The sequence below is a fragment of the Geobacillus thermopakistaniensis genome, assembly GCF_000498995.1.
In the GTDB taxonomy this organism is placed as follows: Bacteria; Bacillota; Bacilli; order Bacillales; family Anoxybacillaceae; genus Geobacillus; species Geobacillus thermoleovorans.
In genome coordinates, this window is sequence record NZ_AYSF01000067.1 from 33,305 (window position 1) to 56,417 (window position 23,113).

Annotated in this window: 20 protein-coding genes and 1 pseudogene; 13 read left to right on the plus strand and 8 right to left on the minus strand. The window is 50.7% G+C overall.

The window, feature by feature from the left end; translation table 11 throughout:
• Window positions 1–14: 14 nt before the first annotated feature.
• The 5 genes and pseudogenes from T260_RS0120665 to T260_RS125960 all read right to left on the minus strand — a co-directional run bounded on the left by T260_RS0120665 (window position 15) and on the right by T260_RS125960 (window position 3,333).
• Window positions 15–488, minus strand: coding sequence for a hypothetical protein (locus T260_RS0120665; RefSeq protein WP_128738871.1), 474 nt, complete (start codon window positions 486–488; stop codon window positions 15–17).
• Window positions 489–578: 90 nt separating this feature from the next.
• Window positions 579–962 (minus strand): DUF5412 family protein, encoded by a 384-nt coding sequence (locus T260_RS125970; RefSeq protein WP_023634273.1) that lies wholly within the window; start codon window positions 960–962, stop codon window positions 579–581.
• Window positions 963–1,163: 201 nt separating this feature from the next.
• A complete protein-coding gene (arsC, locus tag T260_RS125965) occupies window positions 1,164–1,589 on the minus strand; it encodes an arsenate reductase (thioredoxin) (RefSeq protein WP_023634274.1) in 426 nt (141 codons plus the stop codon).
• Window positions 1,586–3,005, minus strand: a pseudogene (locus T260_RS01000000138080) (arsenic transporter). Before T260_RS01000000138080 ends, arsC begins: the two are co-directional and overlap by 4 nt.
• A gap of 13 nt (window positions 3,006–3,018) precedes the next feature.
• Window positions 3,019–3,333 (minus strand): ArsR/SmtB family transcription factor, encoded by a 315-nt coding sequence (locus T260_RS125960; RefSeq protein WP_023634275.1) that lies wholly within the window; start codon window positions 3,331–3,333, stop codon window positions 3,019–3,021.
• Window positions 3,334–3,606: 273 nt separating this feature from the next.
• On the opposite strand from T260_RS125960, the gene tnpA reads away from it, so the two are divergent.
• From tnpA to T260_RS125910, 10 genes are all read left to right on the plus strand, one after another.
• The gene (gene tnpA / locus T260_RS125955) at window positions 3,607–4,005 is read left to right on the plus strand and encodes an IS200/IS605 family transposase (RefSeq protein ID WP_023634276.1); all 399 of its coding nucleotides are present in this window, start codon (window positions 3,607–3,609) and stop codon (window positions 4,003–4,005) included.
• Window positions 4,006–4,017: 12 nt separating this feature from the next.
• Window positions 4,018–5,127 carry an RNA-guided endonuclease InsQ/TnpB family protein gene (locus T260_RS125950; RefSeq protein ID WP_023634277.1) on the plus strand — a complete coding sequence of 370 codons (1,110 nt, stop codon included), beginning with the start codon at window positions 4,018–4,020 and terminating at the stop codon, window positions 5,125–5,127.
• A gap of 257 nt (window positions 5,128–5,384) precedes the next feature.
• Window positions 5,385–6,332 carry an MTP-1 family protein gene (locus tag T260_RS125945; RefSeq protein ID WP_023634278.1) on the plus strand — a complete coding sequence of 316 codons (948 nt, stop codon included), beginning with the start codon at window positions 5,385–5,387 and terminating at the stop codon, window positions 6,330–6,332.
• Window positions 6,333–6,334: 2 nt separating this feature from the next.
• Window positions 6,335–7,393 carry a BtaManbiosPhlase gene (locus T260_RS125940; protein ID WP_023634279.1) on the plus strand — a complete coding sequence of 353 codons (1,059 nt, stop codon included), beginning with the start codon at window positions 6,335–6,337 and terminating at the stop codon, window positions 7,391–7,393.
• A 281-nt stretch (window positions 7,394–7,674) separates the two neighbouring features.
• Window positions 7,675–8,562, plus strand: coding sequence for a UTP--glucose-1-phosphate uridylyltransferase GalU (galU, locus tag T260_RS125935; protein WP_011232739.1), 888 nt, complete (start codon window positions 7,675–7,677; stop codon window positions 8,560–8,562).
• Window positions 8,563–8,604: 42 nt separating this feature from the next.
• A complete protein-coding gene (locus tag T260_RS125930) occupies window positions 8,605–9,918 on the plus strand; it encodes an AAA family ATPase (RefSeq protein WP_011232738.1) in 1,314 nt (437 codons plus the stop codon).
• A 2-nt stretch (window positions 9,919–9,920) separates the two neighbouring features.
• On the plus strand, window positions 9,921–10,352 hold the full coding sequence (locus tag T260_RS125925; RefSeq protein ID WP_011232737.1) for a hypothetical protein: 432 nt from the start codon (window positions 9,921–9,923) through the stop codon (window positions 10,350–10,352).
• Between the two features lie 21 nt (window positions 10,353–10,373).
• A complete protein-coding gene (locus T260_RS125920; protein ID WP_011232736.1) occupies window positions 10,374–10,751 on the plus strand; it encodes a DUF488 domain-containing protein in 378 nt (125 codons plus the stop codon).
• A 3-nt stretch (window positions 10,752–10,754) separates the two neighbouring features.
• Window positions 10,755–11,240, plus strand: coding sequence for a macro domain-containing protein (locus tag T260_RS125915; protein ID WP_023634280.1), 486 nt, complete (start codon window positions 10,755–10,757; stop codon window positions 11,238–11,240).
• 280 nt (window positions 11,241–11,520) lie between these two features.
• Window positions 11,521–12,492, plus strand: a complete 972-nt coding sequence (locus T260_RS125910; RefSeq protein WP_011232734.1) for an MTP-1 family protein — start codon at window positions 11,521–11,523, stop codon at window positions 12,490–12,492.
• Window positions 12,493–13,105: 613 nt separating this feature from the next.
• Here T260_RS125910 and T260_RS125905 read toward each other — a convergent pair.
• Window positions 13,106–15,880, minus strand: coding sequence for a DEAD/DEAH box helicase (locus T260_RS125905; RefSeq protein WP_023634281.1), 2,775 nt, complete (start codon window positions 15,878–15,880; stop codon window positions 13,106–13,108).
• Window positions 15,877–17,523: an SWIM zinc finger family protein gene (locus T260_RS125900; RefSeq protein WP_023634282.1), complete on the minus strand. Its 1,647-nt coding sequence runs from the start codon at window positions 17,521–17,523 to the stop codon at window positions 15,877–15,879. Before T260_RS125900 ends, T260_RS125905 begins: the two co-directional genes overlap by 4 nt.
• A 217-nt stretch (window positions 17,524–17,740) precedes the next feature.
• Here T260_RS125900 and T260_RS125895 point away from each other — a divergent pair, with 217 nt between their 5' ends.
• Together T260_RS125895 and T260_RS125890 are read left to right on the plus strand one after the other, a co-directional pair.
• Window positions 17,741–19,966: an SEC-C domain-containing protein gene (locus T260_RS125895; protein ID WP_023634283.1), complete on the plus strand. Its 2,226-nt coding sequence runs from the start codon at window positions 17,741–17,743 to the stop codon at window positions 19,964–19,966.
• 525 nt (window positions 19,967–20,491) lie between these two features.
• Complete coding sequence (locus tag T260_RS125890) at window positions 20,492–21,826, plus strand: SEC-C domain-containing protein (protein WP_015865238.1); 1,335 nt, start codon at window positions 20,492–20,494, stop codon at window positions 21,824–21,826.
• Window positions 21,827–21,912: 86 nt separating this feature from the next.
• Here T260_RS125890 and T260_RS125885 read toward each other — a convergent pair whose 3' ends face one another.
• Window positions 21,913–22,623, minus strand: coding sequence for a plasmid pRiA4b ORF-3 family protein (locus T260_RS125885; RefSeq protein WP_011232727.1), 711 nt, complete (start codon window positions 22,621–22,623; stop codon window positions 21,913–21,915).
• 120 nt (window positions 22,624–22,743) lie between these two features.
• Between T260_RS125885 and T260_RS01000000138085 the strand changes: the two genes are divergently transcribed.
• The gene (locus T260_RS01000000138085) at window positions 22,744–22,983 is read left to right on the plus strand and encodes an SEC-C metal-binding domain-containing protein (RefSeq protein WP_011232726.1); all 240 of its coding nucleotides are present in this window, start codon (window positions 22,744–22,746) and stop codon (window positions 22,981–22,983) included.
• Window positions 22,984–23,113: the final 130 nt, after the last annotated feature.

Consider the following 23,113-nt stretch of genomic DNA (forward strand, 5'->3'; position numbering starts at 1 on the left):
ACTTTGTTTTCCACTTATTCTATTAGTTGGCTAATGTAATTTGATGGATAATTCAAAATTTTATCCTGTATGTTAGTAGGAAACAATTCTTTAATATCTTTGAGGTAATAACTACCATCACGAAGTAACGTATGACCTAAAACTTTCAATGAACCTTTATTTTTTTCTACATGTAATACGATTGGATCGGACATCCCACTTCCTTTTTCTATTACTTCTCCTTTATTATAATATTCTTGAATTAACGCCCAAAGATATACTTCACTGACAATTTCATCAGTCCCCAATATTTCATATGCAGCAAATATTTCTCCGCAATAATTTGAATCCATCACTTCTTCAAGAAGGTACTTTTCAATTACCTTTTCTTCGATCTCCGACAAGGATATTATCTCAGTTGTTTTTGAATTTGTTGTTGAATTTTGACAACCTACGATTAAGAAAGCTACTGAAAATAAACCTAAAAATAAGATGAATTTTCCATTCAAAATCACATCGACTCCTTTCTACTCAACCGCAAAAATCCGGCCCCTACCCCTCTATTCATGGTTTTCCATGCAAACAACACTGAGACAAAATCATTTTTCTTTTCTCCAGTCATAGATATCCTTTCGCACGTTTAATCTTTTCCCGTTGATGACAACCGTATGCTCGTTTTCCCATGTAACTTCAGCATCCCAAGCCCTATACTCAAAATAAATATTTTTTCTTCTCTTCGTTTGGTTATGAATGAGTTGCCCTCTTATAGCGTAAGAAGTCGTTGCTCCTCCATTCGTCCTGTAAATTTTTATTGTGTAGGTTCCATTAGGAGAATTGGATGCAAATAGAAATTCACCCTTAGGAAAACTAGGAATTGTACTATAGGTGTAAATAACATACAGTACAAATAAAATGACTGGTGCAAGAATGGTGATAAAACAACCAAGAAAAAACGAGTTTTTTCCGGTTTTTTTATTTGCCAAAGCCAATCCCCCCAATATTTAAAAACATAATAACATTTTCCCGATCCCAAGTTAAGTATATTATGGTAATTATTGTTTTTCAGATTGTTCATTTGGTTCATCTGATCTGAAAAAAAGGCAGGCATTTTTTACGAAGGGCGTGCCTACCTTCTTGTAACTGCCTACTTTTGTGGTCAGTATTTTTACTTCGTTGACACAGCTTTACCTGCCTGTCTCAAGGAATTGCTGGATCCGGGCCTTGATCGCGTCTCGCACGGCACGAAATTGATTCATAATTTCCTCTTCGGTTCCCGTGGCTTTGGCCGGATCGTCAAAGCCCCAGCGCCATTTGACGACATTTTTGTTTGTAATTGCCGGACAGTGTTCGTCTGCATGACCGCACAACGTAATCACATAATCGGCCCGGTTCAAAATTTCCGGATCGATGACGTCAGAAGTCTGCCCTGAAATGTCGACACCGGCTTCTTTCATGATTTCCACTGCTCGAGGATTCAGACCGTGCGCCTCAAGACCGGCGCTTTTGACTTCGTATCGGTCACCGCCCAAAGCTTCTAGAAATCCTTCCGCCATTTGGCTTCTGCAGGAATTTCCCGTGCACAGAAAATAGACCAAGGGTTTTTTGCTCATGTTTGCCCTCTCCTTAATGGATCCTTTCTTTGTTTCAAATCCTGGATTGCATGGATGATGAACGCGGAAGCAGCAACACCGGCACAGATTGCCGCAATCGAAAGCCAGACATCACCAGCGTTCGTATGGATAAAGTGCAGCCACCAGGATAGCCCAGCGAGTGTGAAAATCAGCGTCGGAATCGTCAGGATGATGCCCACTTTGCAGTAATACCCCTCAGGTGATGGTAACGCCTTTACGAGACAGGACATGAAGCCAAAGCAAAGTGGCCAGCGATCCGATCGGTGTCATTTTGGGTCCCAGATCGGTCCCGATCACATTGGCGTACACGAGGGCTTCTCTGATGATGCCTTGCGTTTGGGTGTCGTGAATTGCCAGTGCATCAATCATCACCGTCGGCAGATTGTTCATGACGGAAGACAGGATGGCGGCAATCAAGCCAGTACCGAGCGCCGCCGCATACAATCCCCAGTCGGCCACAGTTTGGATGATCTCGGCAAGAACGGCCGTCAGCCCTACGTTTCGCAGCCCATAGACCACCACATACATCCCAATGGAAAAGATAACGATGGTCCATGGCGCGTCTTTGATCATCTTTTTCGTATCCAACGCCGGACTACAGCGGGCGGCTAGAAGAAAAGCAATCGCAGCCATTCCTACGATCAACGATACGGGAATGGAAAGGAATTCACTCATGAAATAAGCCAGCATCAAGAGACCCAAGATCACCCAAGACAATCGAAACATCCGGCGGTCTTTAATGACCTCCTGCGGCTCTTTCAACTGCGTGAGATCGTAAATCTTCGGGATCTGTTTTCGGTAATACAGGTACAGTACCATCAAACTGGCCAGAATCGAAAAGAAATTGGGTATGATCATGCGGCTGGCGTACTCCGCAAAACCAATGCCAAAATAATCCGCAGAAATAATATTGGAGAGATTGCTGATCACCAGCGGCAAGGAAGCCGTATCCGCGATAAAACCGCTTGCCATAATGAACGGCAGAATCATCCGCTCCTCAAACTTCAGCGCACGAACCATCGCGAGGACAATCGGCGTGATGATCAAGGCGGCCCCATCATTGGCAAAGAATGCCGACACCGCGGCACCCAGCAAAATGATATAGACAAACATCCTCTTGCCATTCCCTTTTGCCATGCGGGCCATATGCAGGGCTGCCCATTCGAAGAAGCCGATTTCATCCAGCACCAGCGAAATGATGATGATCCCGATGAACGCCAGGGTGGCATTCCAGACAATTCCGGTTACCGTAACCACATCCGCCAACGTGACCACGCCAAATGCCAATGCCAGAAGAGCGCCGCCGGTAGCCGTCCAGCCGATGCTGAGCCCTTTGGGCTGCCAGATGACGAAAATCAAAGTAAGCAAAAAGATCAGAACAACGATGGCAGTCATAAGTCCCTCCACGTTATTCGCAAATCCGATTTGGCAAAGACAGGATTTTTTCCTTTAAAGAAGGAAGATACTCGAGAACCGCTTTCACATGCTTTTTATCTTCCACATTCAAGGAATAGTACACCCATTTCCCTTTGCGCGTCTCATGCACCAGCCCTCCTGCTTTCAGTTTTCGCAGGTGTTGACTCACGTTCGGCTGGGATAAGTTCAGCGCGTCTACCATCTCACAAACGCACAGGTCCCGTTCTTTCAACAGCGCCAGGATCGCAAGACGCGTCCTGTCGCCCAATAGCTTGAACTGTTCCGCTATCTCCTGGAGATGATCCATGTTTTCCCACCCCTTCCCCATGTCTTGAATATGGTTCCGTCAATACGAGAATATCATAGCATAAACATATAAAAATTAAATTATATGTTTTTCAATCAAAAAGGCACTGCGGTCATCCGCAATGCCTTTGTTTAACATCTTTCCTAAAGAAGTCTCCCACTTCTAAACGAAGTGAAAGTGGGAGATGAATTTCGGTTAGGTATAGCCTAAAATTGCCTCTTTTTTGTGTGTTATGATATCATCAGTTTTAGAAAATGAAAGGCTGTTGTATCAATGAAATTAGACAATAATAACCATTCAGTGTTCCTATTGTATTATCATCTTGTGCTGGTTGTAAAATATCGCAGACAAGTGATTGATGATACCATATCTGACTATGCAAAAGATATGTTTGTGAGATTGGGTAAAAATTACAATATTTCCTTGGTCGAATGGAATCACGATATGGACCATGTGCATATTTTGTTCAAAGCACATCCAAATAGTGAATTATCCAAGTTCATCAATGCCTATAAAAGTGCAAGTTCTCGACTGATCAAAAAGCATTTTCCGCAAGTGAAAAGAAAACTGTGGAAAGAAGATTTTTGGTCAAGAAGCTTTTGCCTGCTTACAACGGGTGGTGCGCCCATTGAAGTAATCAAAAAATATATCGAAAATCAAGGTATGAAGTGATGTGGTGTCGATATGGCAAACAAAGCCTATCAGTTCCGTCTATACCCAACAAAAGAACAAGAAGAATTGCTCGCCAAAACCTTCGGTTGTGTCCGTTTTGTGTATAACAAAATGCTTGAAGAACGCATACAAATGTTTGAAAAGTTCAAGGACGATCAAGAATCCTTGAAACAGCAAACATTTCCGACCCCTGCCAAGTACAAAAAGGAGTTTCCTTGGCTAAAAGAAGTGGACAGCCTTGCGCTGGCAAATGCTCAACTAAATTTGCAGAAAGCGTTTCAACACTTCTTTTCTGGCCGCGCTGGATTTCCCAAGTTCAAAAACCGCAAGGCGAAACAGTCGTACACCACAAATATGGTAAATGGCAACATCAAGCTTTCAGATGGCTATATCAAGCTGCCCAAACTGAAATGGATCAAGTTCAAGCAACACCGGGAGATTCCTGCCCACCATATCATCAAGTCTTGTACGATCACGAAAACCAAAACAGGAAAATACTATATTTCTATTCTCACAGAGTACGAACATCAACCTGCCCTAAAAGAAGTACAAACGGTTGTTGGGCTTGACTTTTCCATGAGTACGCTGTATGTCGATAGCGAGGGTAAGAGAGCCAATTATCCTCGATTCTATCGCAAAGCATTGGAAACATTAGCGAAAGAACAGCGTAAATTGTCTCGTAAAAAGAAAGGCTCGAATCGTTGGCACAAACAGCGTCTGAAAGTAGCGAAGCTGCATGAGAAAATTGCCAACCAGCGCAAGGACTTTCTGCATAAGGAGTCGCACAAATTAGCGAAACGGTATGATTGCGTGGTCATCGAAGACCTCAACATGAAAGGGATGTCACAAGCCCTCCATTTCGGTCAAGGCGTTCATGACAACGGCTGGGGCATGTTCACCACTTTCCTTCAGTACAAGCTGGCCGAACAGGGGAAGAAGCTGATCAAAATCGACAAATGGTTCCCCTCGTCCAAAACGTGTTCGTGCTGCGGTCGAGTCAAGGAGTCTCTATCGCTTTCTGAACGGACATTCCGCTGTGAATGTGGATTCGAGAGCGACAGGGACGTCAATGCGGCCATCAATATCAAACATGAGGGCATGAAACGATTGGCGATCGTCTAATTTGTCCTCGAACCGTGGGGCACACGGGGATCGCTCGGTCAACTTCCCATCATGAGATGGGATTACCCGAGAAGCCCCCACCTCTAAGCGAAGCGTAGGNGATCGCTCGGTCAACTTCCCATCATGAGATGGGATTACCCGAGAAGCCCCCACCTCTAAGCGAAGCGTAGGTGGTGGGAGTATGTCACAGAAGGCATGCAGTTCATATTAAAATAATAAAAACATCATAATCGGAAGAGGGAGCAGGGAGAGACGTGATGCAGACAAGGACGCCGACCATGAAGACTTGCCAGACGCTGCTTGAGGAATTTCAGCGTGCTCCTCAGCCGCTCAAGGTGGAGAAACTCGTGTTTGCCGGCGTTGGGGGGCGGGATGTGTACAACATTTCCGCGCCGTTTGAAGACGATGGCGAGTGGGTCATTGCCGGACGGGTGGAGGCAAGAGACAGCGAGCAATCAGAAGTCTACTTTTTCGTCGAGCGTGAAGGGACATGGGTGCCGCGGGAAGGGGCGCCGGTGTTTGCCTTGCAGGATCCGTTTGTTTCGCGGGTGCACGGGCATCTTGTGTTTGGGGGGGTGGAGACGTTTCCGCATCCCGTGCTTCACGGGAAGTTGTATTGGCGGACGGTGTTGTACCGCGGAAACACGATCAAGGAATTGGCGCATTTTTTCACCGGTCCCGACGGGATGAAAGACATTCGTCTTGTCGAGCTGCGGGATGGGTCGGTTGGGGTCTTCACCCGTCCGCAAGGGGCAAAAGGCGGACGCGGAAAAATCGGCTTCACCCGCATCGGTGCGCTCGATGAGTTGACGGTGGAGGCGATTGAGAATGCCCCATTGATTGACGGCCAATTTGCCGATGAAGAATGGGGAGGCGCCAACGAAGTGCATTTGCTTGACAATGGGCTCGTCGGTGTCTTGGGCCATATCGCTTGTTTCGATCACGAGCGGAACCGCCACTATTATCCGATGGTGTTTGCGTTCAATCCGGATACGGGGGAAGCGTCGGACATGGAGTTGATCGCCACAAGAGCCCATTTCCTCGATGGCCCGGCGAAGCGTCCGGATTTGGCGGATGTCGTGTTTAGCGGCGGATTGATTCGCAACGGGGACGGCACGGCCGATTTTTACGCTGGAACAAGTGACGCAGAAGCGCAAAAACTCACGATCGTGGATCCATTTACGAAATACGAAAGGCAGGGGTGACGATGCACCTTTACCGCTATGAAGAGAACCCGCTCATTACGCCGAACGATGTGCCGCCGTATCACGACGGGTTTGAAGTGATCGGGGCGTTTAACGCCGGGGTGGCGACGTTCCAAGGGGAGGTGTTGCTGCTGCTTCGGGTGGCGGAGCGGCCGATGTCGGATGACCCGAACATCGTGAAAGCACCGGTATGGAACCCAGAGACGGGGAAGGTCGATGTTTACGAATTTCGCAAAGACGATCCGCGCTATGATTTTTCCGATCCTCGGGTGATCAAAGAGGCGGGGGCGGAGCGGTTTTTGTATTTGACGTCGCTCTCCTATTTGCGCCTCGCCCGGAGTCAAGACGGGCGGCGGTTTACGATCGACGACCGCCCGTTCGTCTATCCATCGAATGAGCTCGAGACATTTGGTATTGAAGATCCGCGCATTACGTACATTGACGGCACGTATTACATTTATTTCAGCGCCGTCTCACCAAAAGGAGTCGGCGAGGCGATGGTGTCCACAACGGATTTCCGGACGGTGACGCACCACGGCATGATTTTCGCTCCGGAAAATAAAGATGTGCTCATTTTTCCGGAGAAGATCAACGGCAAATATTACGCTCTTCATCGCCCAGTGCCGCGAAGCAACGGCCGCCCCGAGGTGTGGATCGCGGAGTCGGAGAATCTGCTTCATTGGGGGAATCACCGCTTTTTGTTCGGTCTGCGCGAAGGAAAGTGGGACAGCGCCCGCATCGGCGGCGGGGCGGTGCCGATCAAAACGGAGCACGGCTGGCTCGAGTTGTACCACGGGGCGTCGGATGACCACCGCTATTGCATGGGGGCGGTGCTGCTCGATTTGAACGACCCGGCAAAAGTTATCGCCCGCTCGGAGCGGCCGCTTGTTGAGCCGGAAGCGGATTATGAGGTGAACGGCTTTTTCGGCCGCGTCGTGTTCTCATGCGGGGCGCTTGTTGACGGCGATGTTGTGAAAATGTATTACGGCGCCGCCGATACGTCGATGGCGTGCGTCGAGCTGAAGCTGGACGAGATTTTGGATTCGCTTGTGAAAGTATGAAAGCGAAGTTGCCCGCACGTTGCGGTGTAAGAACGGAAACGCCTGGATGGCCGGGCGTTTCTTTTTTGGTTTGCCGCGAACATACCGTGAGCGCAGGTGGGAGAGCGTTCAACGCTCATTGCGTCGTTTCGTTTGTTTTCCGTTCAACAGGATTTGGTATAATAAAAACAACGCCGATTCATCGGTCAGGTCGGCAGAGCGGTTTGCGGCTGGGCAATGAAAGACACTGGCCATGACTCGAAAGAACAGATGATCATCGGATAGAGGAGGAACCATCGGAGATGAAAAAAGTACGCAAAGCGATCATTCCGGCGGCCGGGCTTGGGACGCGGTTTCTGCCGGCGACGAAGGCAATGCCGAAGGAGATGCTTCCGATCGTTGATAAGCCGACGATTCAATATATTGTCGAAGAAGCCATCGCCTCAGGCATTGAGGACATCATCATCGTCACCGGGAAAGGGAAGCGGGCGATTGAGGATCATTTTGACTACGCGTTTGAGCTGGAACAGATGCTCAAGCAAAAAGGGAAGCTGGATCTGCTTGAGAAAGTGAAAGAGCCGTCGAAGGTGGACATCCACTACATTCGCCAAAAAGAGCCGAAAGGGCTCGGGCATGCGGTTTGGTGCGCGCGCAATTTCATTGGAGACGAGCCGTTTGCGGTGTTGTTGGGCGATGATATCGTCCAGGCGGAAAAGCCTTGTTTAAAACAGCTCATTGAGCAGTATGAACAAACGTTCAGCTCGGTGATTGGTGTCAAGCGCGTGCCGGAGGAAGAAACGCATCGCTACGGGATCATCGACCCGCTCGAGCAGCAAGGCCGGCGCTACCAAGTGCGCCGCTTCGTGGAAAAACCAGCTCCGGGCACAGCGCCGTCGAACTTGGCGATCGTCGGCCGCTACGTGTTGACGCCGGAAATTTTCTTGTTTTTAGAGAAACAGGAAGCCGGCGCAGGCGGGGAGATTCAGCTCACCGATGCGATCGGGCGGTTGAATGAAATTCAGCGCGTGTTTGCCTATGAATTTGAAGGAAAGCGGTACGATGTCGGCGAAAAGCTCGGCTTTATCGAAACGACGATTGAGTTTGCCTTGCAAAACGAGGAGCTGCGGGATGACTTGCTTTCGTTTTTGGAGCGGGTGGTGGCAGAGGCGAAGGGATCGAAGAACAACTAATCAAATTTTTCAGAAGATGAAGACAAAAAAGGAGGGTAGGATGTGGCGCGCATACGGATTGAACATTTTGGTCCTGTGAAGCTGTTTGATGAGGAGATCACGGATGTTACCGTTTTGATTGGCCCCCAAGCGAGCGGAAAAAGTACGATCAGCAAATTGATTTTTTTCTTTCAATCGATTCCTGATGAATGGGTAAACTATTTGCTTTCAGTACGTCAAACGGAAGAAAACAACCCATTTTTTGAGTTCAATAAACGTCTTCGGAGAAAATTTGTTGGGTACTTTGGCACAACCAAACATATGAAACCGTTTCATATTCGTTATGAGTATGATGTTGAAAAGTTTGTCCGTCTTGATTTAAAGGACGGTTATGTACAAATCCATTTCAGCGATCCGCTAAAACGGGAGATTCAGGAAAATTTTAAACATGTTGTGCAGATGAAAAAGGAAATGCAATATGAAGAACAACAGTTGGATGATTTTTGGAATGTCTCCTCGTGGAAAGTGCGTCAACAAAATGTGTTAGAAAAGGTCAAAGCAGCGATCACTGAGGTATTCGGCGATTCCAAAACACCCATTTTTATCCCTGCAGGGAGGAGTTTAGTTGCCACATTGTCGGATCAGCTTCAGGATATTAACCCGCAGCAACTCGATGTGTTGACAGAACAGTTTATCGAGCGAATTAATCTACTAAAGAAGATGTTTTCGCATTCGTTTGAGGAAATCATCGAAGATCGAAAAAAATTCTCGACAGAAAAAATTGACTTTGAGGCAATCCGACTGGCCATCAAGATGATCGAAGGCGTGATGAAAGGGAAATACATGTTCTCTGATTATGGGGAAAGGATTTTTTTTAATGAAAGAGAGTATACAAAACTGAAATTTTCATCTTCTGGACAACAGGAAGTCGTTTGGATTTTGCTGCTGATATTTACAATCATTCTGGAACGGCAGCGAGTGTTTATGGTGATTGAAGAACCCGAGGCACACTTATATCCGAACGCACAAAAAGAAATGGTTGCCTTATTTGCGTTGTTGCTGAATGTGACGAATAGTACGCTCGTGATTACGACTCATAGCCCGTACATTTTGTCTGCTTTTAATATTTATTTGTACGCTGCCAAAATCGGAAACAAACTGGATCAACGTGTGCATCCAATTGTGGACCGAAAGCTGCGCCTTTCTCCAGAGCGGTTAAAGGCCTACATGCTAGAGAGTGAAGGAGGGAAATTCCATTATCGAAGCATTATTGATAATGAATTACAGTTCATACAGGCCGAAGCGATCGATGAAGCATCATCTGCGATCAACCGCGTACTTGATGAACTCATGGAGGCAGAGGAAGCGGGGGAGTAAACATGGCGGTTGTAGGTTGGGAAAGTTGTTTACACTATTGCGACCGTCGAAAACTAGCAGTTGTTGAGGAAAACGGGAGAGGGGTTCGTTTTGTCAATGAGAGGGAAAAGAGGGTGGCCCTGTACCGTGTAGACGGTTGTTTGATTAAAGAGGGGGTAAAATGCGACTTTTTATTTTTAGTGATCGAAGGAGATCGGGCATTTTTCATCGAACTAAAAGGGTCTGACCTTAAGCAAGCTGTACACCAGATCGCCCGAACAATCGAACAGTTAGGGAAATGGCTGCCTGGATATCGATTCGAAGGGAGAATCGTGACTACCCGTGTGAGAACGCCTGCTTTGAAATCGACTTATTTGATGAAGCTGGAAAAAATGTTGAGGAGAACGGGTGGGACATTAGTGGTAAAAGCCAAGTGGGACGAGGTAAACGTATAGGGCAGGAAAGAGGCGACCGGTATGGGTTATTACAGGCTAAAACGGAGTCATACCCCAATCGGACAGGATGACGGCATCCGCATTCTCGTCGACCGCCTTTGGCCGCGCGGGGTGTCAAAGGCCGAGTCGCGCATCGACCGCTGGATGAAAGAGATTGCCCCGAGTCCAGCGCTGCGGCAATGGTTTGGCCATCGGCCAGAGCGGTTTGCCGAGTTTGCGCGGGCATATGAGCGGGAGTTGGAAACAGAGGAAACGAAGCAGGAGCTTGTGGATGAGCTGTTGTTGCTTTCCGGAGTGGTGACGCTGTTGTATGCAGCAAAAAATGAACGACATAACCATGCCGTTGTCCTTTGTGATTTTTTGCGCAAAATAGCCGAGAGGCGAAGCCAGGAGGGATGAACGGTGATTTCTGCGATGGTCGGCGATTTGACGAAGGTTGAAGGGGTCGAGTACATTTGCAATGCCGCCAACGGCATCGGACCGATGGGCGGCGGGGTGGCAGCGGCGATCCGTCGGGCAGGCGGGCGCGTGATTGAAGAGGAAGCGATCCGCGTCTGTCAAGCGCAAGATCCACAGCCAGGCGATTTGTACGTGACAGGGGCAGGCTCGTTGCCGTTTCGGGGTGTGATTCATCTTGTGACGATGAAGCAGCCGGCTGGAGCAACGTCGTATGAGATCGTCCGGTCGTGTCTTGAGCGGCTTGTCGCGCACTGTCGGGAGCACGGGATCAAGAAGGTGGCGCTGCCGGCCTTGGGAACCGGAGTCGGCCGGCTTGACAAAGCGAGAGTGGCTAGGTTATTTCGCGAGGTGCTCGCGCCGGTTGAGGATGTGGAATTTGTGGTCGTTGATATCGACGAGTCATTTATCCAAATGGTTGATTCATATTAAATAAAAATTAAGAAAAAAAGGGCCTTGACAGACGCTTGGCCCTTCTTTTTTTGGCAAAGAATAACGTGTTTCACAATCCTTCATATCATATTATAATATAACACACAAACCAGTTTCATTGACTTCCTTGCCTAGCCTAGGAGGTGGCGCAGCCATCCATGTCCGATTGATTGGACTGGCATGAAAGGAAGTTGGAGAGCGTTTCCTGTTCGAACCTGTTCAGGGAAAATGGCCAAAAGCGATGCATACGGCGTTTTTGGCAACGCCTGGAGGGATGATCATGTTATTCCAATCGCCAACATTGAAGACATGTCAAGTATTAGTCGATGAATTCCGCCTGGCCCCACAGCCGTTTGAGCCGGAAAAACTCCGCTTTGCGGGTGTTGGGGACCGAGACGTTTATAATATTTCCGCACCGTTTGTGGATGAAGGAGAATGGGTGATCGCTGGGCGCGTCGAGGCGCGCGACAGCGAGCAGTCGGAAGTGTACTTTTTCGTCGAGCGTGACGGCGTTTGGGTCCCTCGTGAAGGGGCGCCGGTGTTCGCCTTGCAAGACCCGTTCGTGTCGCGCATTCACGGTCAGCTTGTGTTTGGCGGCGTGGAGACGTTTCCGCATCCGGTGTTTGTTGGCGAGCATAGCTGGCGGACGGTCTTTTACCGTGGACCGAACATTCGCCGCTTAGAAAAGTTCGCCGAAGGGCCGGATGGGATGAAAGACATTCGCCTCGTCGAGTTGAAAGATGGCTCGATCGGCGTGTTTACCCGACCGCAAGGGGAAAAAGGCGGCCGCGGGAAAATCGGTTTCACCCGCATTTTCTCGCTCGATGAGTTGACGCCGGACGTGATCGAGGCAGCGCCGATTTTGGATGCCCAATTTACGGATGAAGAATGGGGCGGCGTGAACGAGGCGCATTTGCTTGCAAACGGGCTTGTTGGGGCGCTCGGCCATATCGCTTGCTTTGACGAGCAAGGCAACCGCCATTACTACCCGATGGTGTTCGTGTTGAACCCCGAGACGATGGAGCGTTCGGAGCTGGAATTGCTTGCGCTTCGCTCCCACTTTTTAGACGGGCCGGCGAAACGGCCGGATTTGGCGAACGTTGTCTTCAGCGGCGGGCTCATCCGCAAAGGCGACGGCACCGCCGAGCTGTACGCCGGCGTCGGCGATGCGGAAGCGCAAAAAATTTCGCTCATCGACCCGTTTGCGAAATACGAAGCGCAAGAGCTCGATCGGATGTATGCTTCCGTTTAGCGAAAGGATCGGTGCGACAGACCTTCTCTTGATGAGGAAGGTTGGCGGCCGGTCCTTTTTTGCATTTGGCCGGTTTCTTGCCTTGTGCGAAGGACTTCGGTTTGGCATAAACGTGACTTGTTCGGTGACGGTGTATGTGCTCAATGAGGAACGGCTATATGAGCAGGCGGATGTTCAACCTTGTTTGTTTGCATTATCGTGATGAAAGAGGAAATGTTGCTTCCTCACAGCGTTTCTTCAGTTCAAAACTTTGCAACACCGTCGCGTGACCCCTTTCGGCTTCTCCCAAATCGAACAAATCCGTCGTTTTTCAACGGTCTTCGAAAGGACTGCTTAAAAGCGAACAGCGTGGGATTCTTCCCACGCTGTTTCCGTGAAAATGCACGCGTCTTGATGGGGCATTTTCATGCCCAGGTGAAGGGCAAAGGTTGCTCATGGATCTTTTCTGTGTCCAACGGGATCGGGGCGACGTTCATCGCCCGCGTGATGCTCCTTTACGGTTGCTTTTGCCGCTTTTCCCGCTCTTTCACTTTCTCCTCCATTCGCTTCAGCAGCTTTTCCCACGGGTTTTCCGCCGTTTTTTTCTTGCGCTTTGGCTTTTCTCCCGCCATGCTTAAGCGCCTCCTTTCGCCGCGGCTGATAAGGCGAGCAAGTCTCGCAGTTCGTCATCGGACAGTTCGGTGATCCACGCCTCGCCTTCGGTGATCACATCAGCGAGCGCTTGCTTTTGTTCGAGCATCTCGTCAATTTTTTCTTCAATCGTCCCGGTTGTGATCAGCTTATGGACGTGGACGAATTTCGTTTGCCCGATGCGGTAGGCGCGGTCGGTCGCCTGGTTCTCGACGGCCGGGTTCCACCAGCGGTCGAAATGGATGACGTGGTTGGCCGCTGTTAAGTTGAGCCCGGTGCCGCCGGCTTTGAGCGATAAAAGGAAAATCGGCGCTTTTTTCGCTTGGAACTCATCCACCATCCGGTCGCGCGTTTGTTTTGGGACGCCTCCGTGCAAAAACAACACCCGCTCATCAAACAAGTCGGAAAGCAGTTCTTGGATCATCTCGCCCATTCGCACATATTGCGTGAAGATGAGGCACGATTCGTCGTTGGCGCGAATTTGCTCGATCAGTTCGATGAGCTTTTCGAGTTTGTGCGACCGTTCGACGAGCTGGCGGGGTCGGCGTTCTTTCAAATACAGCGCCGGATGGTCGCAAATTTGCTTAACACCGTTTAGCATTTGCAAAATCAAGCCGCGCCGCGCAAACGGACTGGCTTCCTTTGCCCGTTCGAGTGTGTCGTTGACGAGCTGCTCGTACAAGGCAGCCTGTTCGGCCGTGAGCGGGCAATATTCTTTTTGTTCAAGCTTATCCGGCAAGTTGAGCGCAACCGCTTCATCCGTTTTCGTCCGCCGCAAGAGAAATGGGCGGATGAGCGTCTGCAGCGCCGCTTTTTTATGGGCATCTCCTTCTTTTTCAATCGGCCCGGCAAAGCGCCGCTCAAACTCCGCACGGCTGCCGAGATAGCCGGGGTTGAGGAAGTGGAAGATGCTCCAAAGTTCGCCGAGACGGTTTTCAACCGGCGTGCCGGATAAGGCGATTTTATGTTTTCCGCTCAAGCGGCGGATGGCGCGCGCTTGTTTCGTTTGCGCGTTTTTAATGTTTTGCGCTTCATCCAAGCAAATGACGTGCCAGTGCATCTGTTTTAAATCGTCTTGGTCCAAATGAGCAAGGTTGTAAGACGTAATGACGAGATCGGCCTCGCCTGCCGTTTGCACGAACGCATCGTTTTTCGCCCGGTTCGGTCCATGGTGCACGTAGACGCGCAAGTCTGGGGTGAAGCGGGCGCATTCCTTTTGCCAGTTGCCGATCACGCTGGTCGGGCAGATGAGCAAGGCCGGCGTGTCCGGCCGCTCCATTTCTTTTACATAGGTCAAATAGGCGAGCAGTTGCACCGTTTTGCCAAGCCCCATGTCATCGGCCAAGCAGGCGCCAAAGCCGAATCGGCGCAAAAAGACGAGCCAGTCGACGCCGCGCTGCTGATACGGGCGGAGCGTGCCGTGAAAAGACGGCGGCACATTCGCTTTCGGCAATCCATCAAGCTGCTGGAGCTGGCGGATAAACGCCCGGAATTGGTCGTGGACGTCAATGTGGATCGGGATCGATTCGTCCGCTGCCTCTTCGCGCTCCTCTGCTTCCGAAAGCAGCGTTTGCGCCACGATGTCGTGGATCGGCACGCCTTCTTTTTTCGCCTTTTCCATGAGCGCCTGTGCGCGGCGGACAAGGGCGGGATCGAGAATGAGCCATTGGCCGCGCAGGCGGATGAGGCGCCGCTTTTGTTCCGCCAAAGCGGCAAACTCCTCTTCTGTCAGCTCAATCCCGTTGGTCGCCACCCTCCAGTCAAAGTCCGCGAGGCGCTCAAGGCCGAATAATGATTCCGCGTTGACGGAAGGCGACAGCTTCGCTTTGATCGACAGCTGCGCCTGGCGGATATCGTGCCACCAGTCGGGAAGCAGCAGGCGCACGCCCGCTTCCGTCAGCTTTAAGCTGTCTTCGGACAAAAAGCGCCACGCTTGTTCGTCAGACAGTTCATGAAGCAAAGACTCATTTTCATCGCCAAGCCACGGCACGATCACATGAATGCGGCGGATGGCCCGGGAGACCGATGATTCATATGGGCGCCAAGCGCGCGGAATGTCGCTTGCGGGTGCGATGACGCTGTCGTCGACGGCGATTAGCACCGCTTCAAGCGTCCATACGTCGCCTTCCTCGGACGGCTCGACAAGGCGCAGTCCGACGACAAACGGCGGCCGGTCGCCGAGCCATCCGATTTGTTCGAGCCAGTCGTCTTCCGTTCCGGTCCATTGGCCGCTGGGGGAGGCGATCAATGGATAAGTGCGAACGATTTCGCCCCAAATGCCGCGAAGTTCCGGGTCGCGTGAGAGCCAGTCGGCGACCGCAAGCGACCGCCATGTGGCGACGAACGGATCGGGATCGTCATCCGCGCCGCGCCAGCGGGTGCGTCCTGCTTCGCTCCATGCGCCGCCTGTGCTTTTCCACAAGGAAACATCTGGAAGGAAGCGGCGTTCGCGCAAACCGTTCCAAATGTGCTTCGCCCACTCTTCCAATCGGGCGGTGAACTCGTCTGCCCATTCAATGGCGGAAAAGCGCGAGGGCGGACGCAAAGCGAACAGGGTGAGCGCCTGCCATGGCGACAGCCGCACGATCCCGTTTTCACCGTCATGGTCGATATCGAGCAAGGTGCCGTAAAACGTCTCTTCGTGCCAAGCGAACAAAGTCGACGCCCATGACGAGACAGGCGTGGAGCTTGAGAGTTCGAAGCATTGATCTTCTTCGTCCCACTTGCACGAAAGCCGAATCGTCTGCAACACGTTCATGAGAGCAATTTTCCTTTCTTCAATTCTTCATGAAACGCGCGCATGCGCGCCGTTTTGGCGAGCAGTTGCTCGAGATAGGCTTCCCATTGGTCGAGCCGCTTCATCGAACGGTAGTGGGTCCGCAGCGTTTTCAAATGGCGGACCGCCCTTTGGTAGCTCGCCCGGTTTTTTTCTTCCAGCCGCCTCATCACGGCCCGATGATATAACGGCATCACGAGTTCTGGATTGCGCGCTTGCAATGTTTTAAGCAGCTGTGGATGCAATTCATCGGCGGTGATGTTCGCCCATAAAAACAGGTCAACGACTTCTCGGTATCGCCCTTGCCGATACAAAAAGTTGGTATAATAGTTGACGCTGTATGGAAGACTGCGTTGCAAAAAATCTTCCCATGCATCCGGTCGGTTTCGTTGGCGGGCATACATTTCAAACAAATGAACCGCTTCGTCCAAAAAACTTCCCCGGGCGAGGTCGGACATGTGGGAAAGATAAAGCGGCCAATCGTCCTTCGCTTTTTCCCAAACGGATTCAAACCGCTTGACGAGGCCGTTGGTGATGAATCGCCCGATCCATTCAATCAAAAACAAGCCTGCCTGATGGGGAAACGCGCGGTACAGAGCCATGGCTTCGTCATCTTCGCCAAGCAAAAAGGAAAGATGGGCCGCCGCCATGGCGGCGCGGGACTTGCCGTATTCATTGGCGAGCCGAAGCAATTCCATTCGTTCTTCCTGCCGCCATGCTGGCTTGGTGAACAACAACTCCCACGCGGTTGTGTAAAAGTCATAGCCGAATGACGATAGCAACCCGTCCAAAAACAATACATCACGAACATACGGAATCGTCTGTTCAATCAACGCGTTGAGCGACCGCGGCGGTGATTTGGCAGAGAATTGCTCCAGGGCGTCAAAGGCACGGTCGGCGACATAGTTGACGTCCTGCTGCCAGGAAAACTGTCCGTAAGAGGCGAATCCGCCTTCATTCCAACCTTGCGCCTCCCCGTACTGCCGAAGCTTCTCCAATAAAAATAGAGCGGCATGAAGCTCCCGCAGCGGACGGGCGCCGGCTTGCTTCCCTTCGTTTTTGCCCAGCTTCGGGAGGAGTTGGAAGGCCAAACGGTACGGCCAGTTTTGGCCGTTTTGATGGCGCGAGAAAAAGTCTTGATACTGTTTCTCAAATTGGTCCCGCCAATCTTCGACGGTTTCATTTTGAGTGATGGAAAGGGCGGTCGGTTTCCCCACCCTTTTTTGAGCGAGCGGCTCCCGTTCATGGGGAGCGGCTGTCTCTTTCCACAACGCTTCGATTTGCCCTTTTTTCCAAAGGCGAAACAGCTCACCGCTGTCGAACACATTGCCGTATACGTAAAAAAACAGCGCCAAAATATGCGGACATAGCCCGTCCGTCCCGCATGGGCAGCGATGGCGGCGGGTGATGTTGGCCAAATCAAGCATGACATCATGGGGGGTGATGTCGGAAACGACCCCTTCCACTTCGTGGCTGTTGATCACCATGACGTTATAGACCAACCCGTTTCTTGATAAGTCGCGCCCTTTTTGAATGAGATTGTGGAAAATAGGAAACGGCAATTCTTTCAGCAATTCCCCAGCCGCCTGCTTCAAAAGCGGCTTGGAAACGGTTGTTTGCAACATGTCGGTCCGTCCTTTCCGTTCCATTCCTTATCATCTAATTATAGCATGTGATAGCGTGTCGAAAAAAGAGGGGCTATGTGATAAAACGCGTCTGTTCTCGAGCGGGCATGAAAGGACATCGCGAGCTTTTGGACGTGCGCGCGTCTTGATAGAAAGAAAGCCGATGATGGTTGACCGTCTATTGATGATGGTATAATAGTAGGTAGGAAAAGCCCAAATGGAAAAGAAAGCAGGTGCATCGAATATGGCGGAAACGCCGCGGAACGCGTTATGCCCGTGCGGAAGCGGGAAAAAGTATAAGAAGTGCTGCATGAACAAACAGCAGGAGCGTGAAATCAAGCGGGTGCGGCAGCGCCGCTTTTTTGACCAAAAATATGAGCTGTCGCAAATGGTGCAGCGGTTTTTGGATGAATCGCTGTCTTATGATGAACGCGAAGCGGTCAACCGTACATTTCGCCGAATGATCGAACAAAAGGATCATCGTGAAGAGTTGAAGGTGTTTGAGACGCTTTGGCGTTTTTTCCTCAATCGTTATCCGAATGGATTGCGCGGCGTTGAATGGTTTCAACAGGAAAAAGGGCGTCGTCTGTCTCCGGAGCTCAAGGAAATGTTGGACCGCTGGGTTCGACTTGTGCCGCGCCTTGTGCAATTTGTCGATTTGCATGATGAAGGAGGAGTGGCGGTCGACCGGTTGACGGGCGAGAAACTTCTCATGCCGTATTGCGAGACATTGGAGGTTGTGCGCCCTTGGGGCGGCATGTTTGCCTTTTTGGAGCCCTTTGACGGCGGCTATTACGTTTGCGGTGTATCATCGATTGTGGATCCGAAGGGCGTGGAACGGGCGGAAGAGAACATTCGCGTCTTGTTGACGCAAACCGATTGGCCGTATGAAAAGGTAGCCGTTGAACATTTTCTCGATATCGTTGATGCAGGCTATCCTCCGAGGGCGGACGATGTGCAAGAGGAGCGCACGCGATGGACGTATGAATACGAATGCCAGGAAGCCGCTGAGGCGATGAGGAAGCTTGCTTCGATCGGACGCGCTCACATTGATCATGACGATGGGGAGAAAGTGGAAGGTTCATGGTGCACCAATGTGTACCATTATGTCGGAGTGATTTCCCCCAAGCCGATTCATGTGTTTGAATTAGGCGGGTCATTATCCGCTCATCGGTCGCGTCTCGTGTTGTCTACCGAGGAGGAAGGGACGGCCGAACAGCTCGTGTCGCTGCTGCAGGCGTTTGGGTATTCCCCAAAAGAACGAAAACGGGGGACAGAAGCCGTTTTGCGCCGAAAAGGGATCGAAAACGTTTCGCTTCATATTGATTCAGACCCAGACTCTCCCCCTTGGGTGGCAACGATGGCCGGATTGGATGTTCAAATGGAAAAAGCCCTTCACACCCCGCTTGAGAAATGGAATGGAAAAACCCCTCACGAAATGGCGCGCGAGGGGCGTGTGCAGGAAGTGGATGAGTGGCTGAAAGAGTATGAATTCCATTTGTTTAACATGCAAGAACGAGCCAATTTGCCGGTGCTCATCGGAGTGAATCCCATTCGCTCCCGTTATGGATTGCCCCCATCTCCGTTTAGCTCATCACATCGTCTTTCGGACTTATGGAAAATGAAATGGATGGGGCCGGAAAGAACCGAGACATTGTTGATCCGCGCGGAATGGGAAGGGATGTATTTTACCGATGACGCATTGGCGTTTTATAACGAAGTCATCGTGAGCGGAGAAAAAGAGGCCAAAGAGGCGTGTTGGGCCGTGGTTTTGCTCGTGTGTGAATATATGACCGGGCGGACGTTTTCATCGTGGGAGGACGTAGGAGAAGAAGACTGGAAACAATGCATCGTCGATCAAATCCCGTCAAGATGGAGTTCGTTTTCATGGGAAGTGGTGAGCCGAGCGCTCGATATGTTGCTTGAGTGGGCCGATTGGCTGGACCGCCGTTATGGAACGAATCATCGAACTGTTATTGGTGCCGTGCTGGAAGAGGTCAGAAGCGAATTGGAACATTGCTTTGCTTTGCTGGATGAATGGAGGGGCGAGAACGGAAAGGGGGATGAGGAACTGATGGCTTGGCAGCTTGCTCGTTTGTTTGGTTTGCCTATTTCCCTTTCCGTCGGTTTCTCGTTTTTCCGCGTCAAGCGTGTGGAACAGGGGAAGGCGGTGCTGGATTGGCTTGCCCATAACCGAACGGTGACATGGGACATTCCGAAGCGGGCAGAGCCGCATCTGTTGCCGGGCATGTATATCGTCGCCGCGACCGATCGCAACGGCAAGCTGGACGATCTTGCCCGCGTATATCCGCCGTCTTTCTCTCCGTACGTAGAGCCGTGGCTTCAGGCGCTGCAAGAGTGGCCAGACAAGGTGGAGAAAGAACGGGCTGCGTTTCAAGAGCGCCTGCTTGCCTCGTTGTCCCGTTTGCTTCGCCGGCCGTAGGCGTCCCGATGAATGACGGGGCGCTTGTTTCTCTCGGCTCGGCCTCTATGATTCTCCATTATGCAGGCAAGCCCAATGGTAAGAGTCATTCATATTCTTAGGATTTTGGTCCATCACCATAACGTGTGCTTGAGAAGCAGGGTTTTTCTCGTTTTACCGAGAAACGGATGAGGACGCGAATGATCCAAGAATCCTACACCTTTAGGAGTGCGGAGTGTCAACCGGCATGAAAATCATGGATTGGCTGATTTCTCCTTGGAGAAGGAAATATGGCATGTTTTGAAAAAGCCAAGGGCACCTTTTGGTGAAGAACCAGGATTTTGGTTAGGCATAAAAAATGGAATGCGAATCGATGTTCTCGACATGAGCGGCGGAAGTCCCAAAGTGCTTGCGATATGTGTTGCTGAAAGCAGTTCCATCACACGTTGATCGTGAATGTCTCCCCAAAGTGTTTAGCTGGCCCGAGCGTTAGCGTAGAGGGGGAGAACGTTCAATGACTATGATACAAAGAAAGTAGGTAGCTATATGGTGAAGGCATCGCGAAACAATCTTTGTCCATGCGGCAGTGGGAAAACGTACAAGCATTGTTGTGGGAAGAAAGAAGCAGTATCGATAGAATCTCTAATTGACCGTGAAGTGGCCAAATGTATGCAAGATGTGTTTTCGTTTGCGTTAGAGCGATATGAGGAAGAGCTTGCTTTCATGATGTCTGGTTCTCCATTTCAAGGGCTTCCTAACGAGCTGGAGACCAGCGCCAATTTATTGCTGACGAACTGGGCGATTTTTCACAGACACGTTGATGACAAAGGGATGACAATTTTTTCAGCCTATATGAGAAGCCGGCGCCGCACGCGGTGGCGTCCAGCAGTGCAAACTCATTTGAAGCGATGGGACGAGGCGGTTCCGTCGTTTGACGAGATCATTCATATCGAGGATGAGCGGCGTTTCCTTGTACGCGATCTGTTGACCAGAAAAGAAAAGTACGTCCGTTTTTTGACGCCGGAGGAGCTTCCGTCTGCTAGGGAGGGGGACGTGTTAGTAGGATGCCTCGTTCCGCATGGGGACGAGTGGGCGTACTTCATGAAGGTGCTGCCGATTCCAAAGAGCGGGAAGGATCGGCTTGCGCGGGCGCTTCAAGCGGAATGGAATCCGGATATGAAAACGTGTGAAGTGTTTTTGCGCGAGTCGTTTCCGGAATTGCTTGAAATAGCGGTCCATGAGCTGTTGTGGCAGCTGCTGAGCGAAAAGGACTGGGGGGATCGAGATCAAGATGATGTTTTTCGCGAATTAAAGAAAAAGGAAGAAACAACCTCCTCCCTAGTGCTCAGCGAGGCTGCGTTCCTTTGGCGCGCATATTGCGAAATGGATGAACCGGTCATCAAGAATCCTGCTGTGTATGCGGCTGCACTCCGTTATTTGGCGAGTGAAATGGCTGGAAGAGAATTTGTCAATATGGAAAAGGTTGCGGAACACTACGGCGTTCCTGTAGAGGAAGTGGAAGCCGCTGTGATGGAATTGTTTTTATTTCGCACAGAGTTGCTCGATGATGGAGATGATGAGGGCGAGAATGATGATGAGTGGCTCTTTGACGATGGGGATGACGGTGATGAGATCTGGTTCGACGACGGTGGGATGGAGGATGGCGATGAGCTGGACCGTGCGATTGAGGAATGGCTTGACCAAGTTGAGGAGTTGTTTGATTGCGAGGGCTGGGACGTTGATCAAGTCCATCGCTTGATCGACAAAGCGATCCGAACATGGAAAAAGGACGGGTTGCTTGAAGGAGTCGATGCAGCTGAGTTGCGCAAGGAGCTCGAGGAGCTCGTCTGGGAGACGTTTGCCGAACGGGGATTTTTGTAAGGCGATGGACAAAGCAGGCAACAAAGGACAGATGGGTGCGAAAGAAGGTGCCCTTGAGAGATGACGGATACCTTCTTTCGCATGCGTTACAATCGGATATAGGCCAGCCGCTCGTTCGCTTCCTCGACGTCAAAGGCATCAGGATCAAAATCTTCGCCTTTCATGTCGTACATCCAGTCTACCAGCTCGCGCAATTCGGGATCGGCAAGAGAGTCTTTTTGCGCCGCCGCTTCCAGCAGCTCCAGGTAGCCATAGACGCCGCCGCAATCCTCGGGAGGGCACGCCCGTTTTCCTTTCAGGCAAGCGGCGCGTTCCAACGGTTTTGGGAGTGTTTCAATCTTTTCAACAGTGACGGTATGGCGCCAGTAGTCGCCAAAATCGTAAATATATAGAAACTTTTGTTTTTCTTCCGTCAGCCATTGCTGTAATGGGATGCGGCGGGCGTCCATCAGTTCTTTTTCCAGCTGAAACGAATCCCAGCCGTCAGGGATGCCGATGAGAACGCTTCCGAAATCGAATTCGTATAAATGGGCTTGTTCCCATCCCATCGCTTCTTGGATGATGAGATGAAGCTCGTGAAATGTCGCATGTCCGGGAACAAGGACGCGCCGCCAAATCGGCGGGCGGATGCCGTTTAATGTGATTTTCAGCTGGTAGGCTGTTTTGGACCGCCGCCGTTTGGAGGGGGGTGCGCTCTTTGGCGCCTCAACCCATCTGCCGTGTGGACGGTCCCGCTCTGTCGGATGGAACATGGCAGACAATTCGTCGATCAGTTTAGCAAGATTGTCGGGGTTCATAGCCCTCGTCTCCTTTCGGATAAACGTTTTGTATAATAGTAGTTTATCCTGTCCATAGTAGAATTTAAACATTATTGATGGAAATATTGAAAAAAGAAAGATGGGAGAGGAGGATGACGCATGTCGATCGGCTGGAATGACCCATGCCCGTGTGGAAGTAGGAAAAAGTATAAGAAGTGCTGCATGAACAAACAGCAGAATCATGAAATCAAACGGGTGCGCCAGCGCCGCTTTTTTGGCCAAAAATATGAGCTGTCGCAAATGGTGCAGCGATTTTTGGATGAATCGCTGTCTTACAACGAACAAGCAGTGGCGAGACGGACGTTTTACCAAAAAATAGAGGGTATGAAGTATTTGTAATATTTTGGATTTTTTGAAACACTTTGGTGCTTGTTCATTCACCGTTTTCCCAATGGAATGCGCGTCATTGAATGGTTCCAGCGCGACAAAGGACACCGTCTCCCGTTGGAGCACGGAGCGCTTTTGGCGC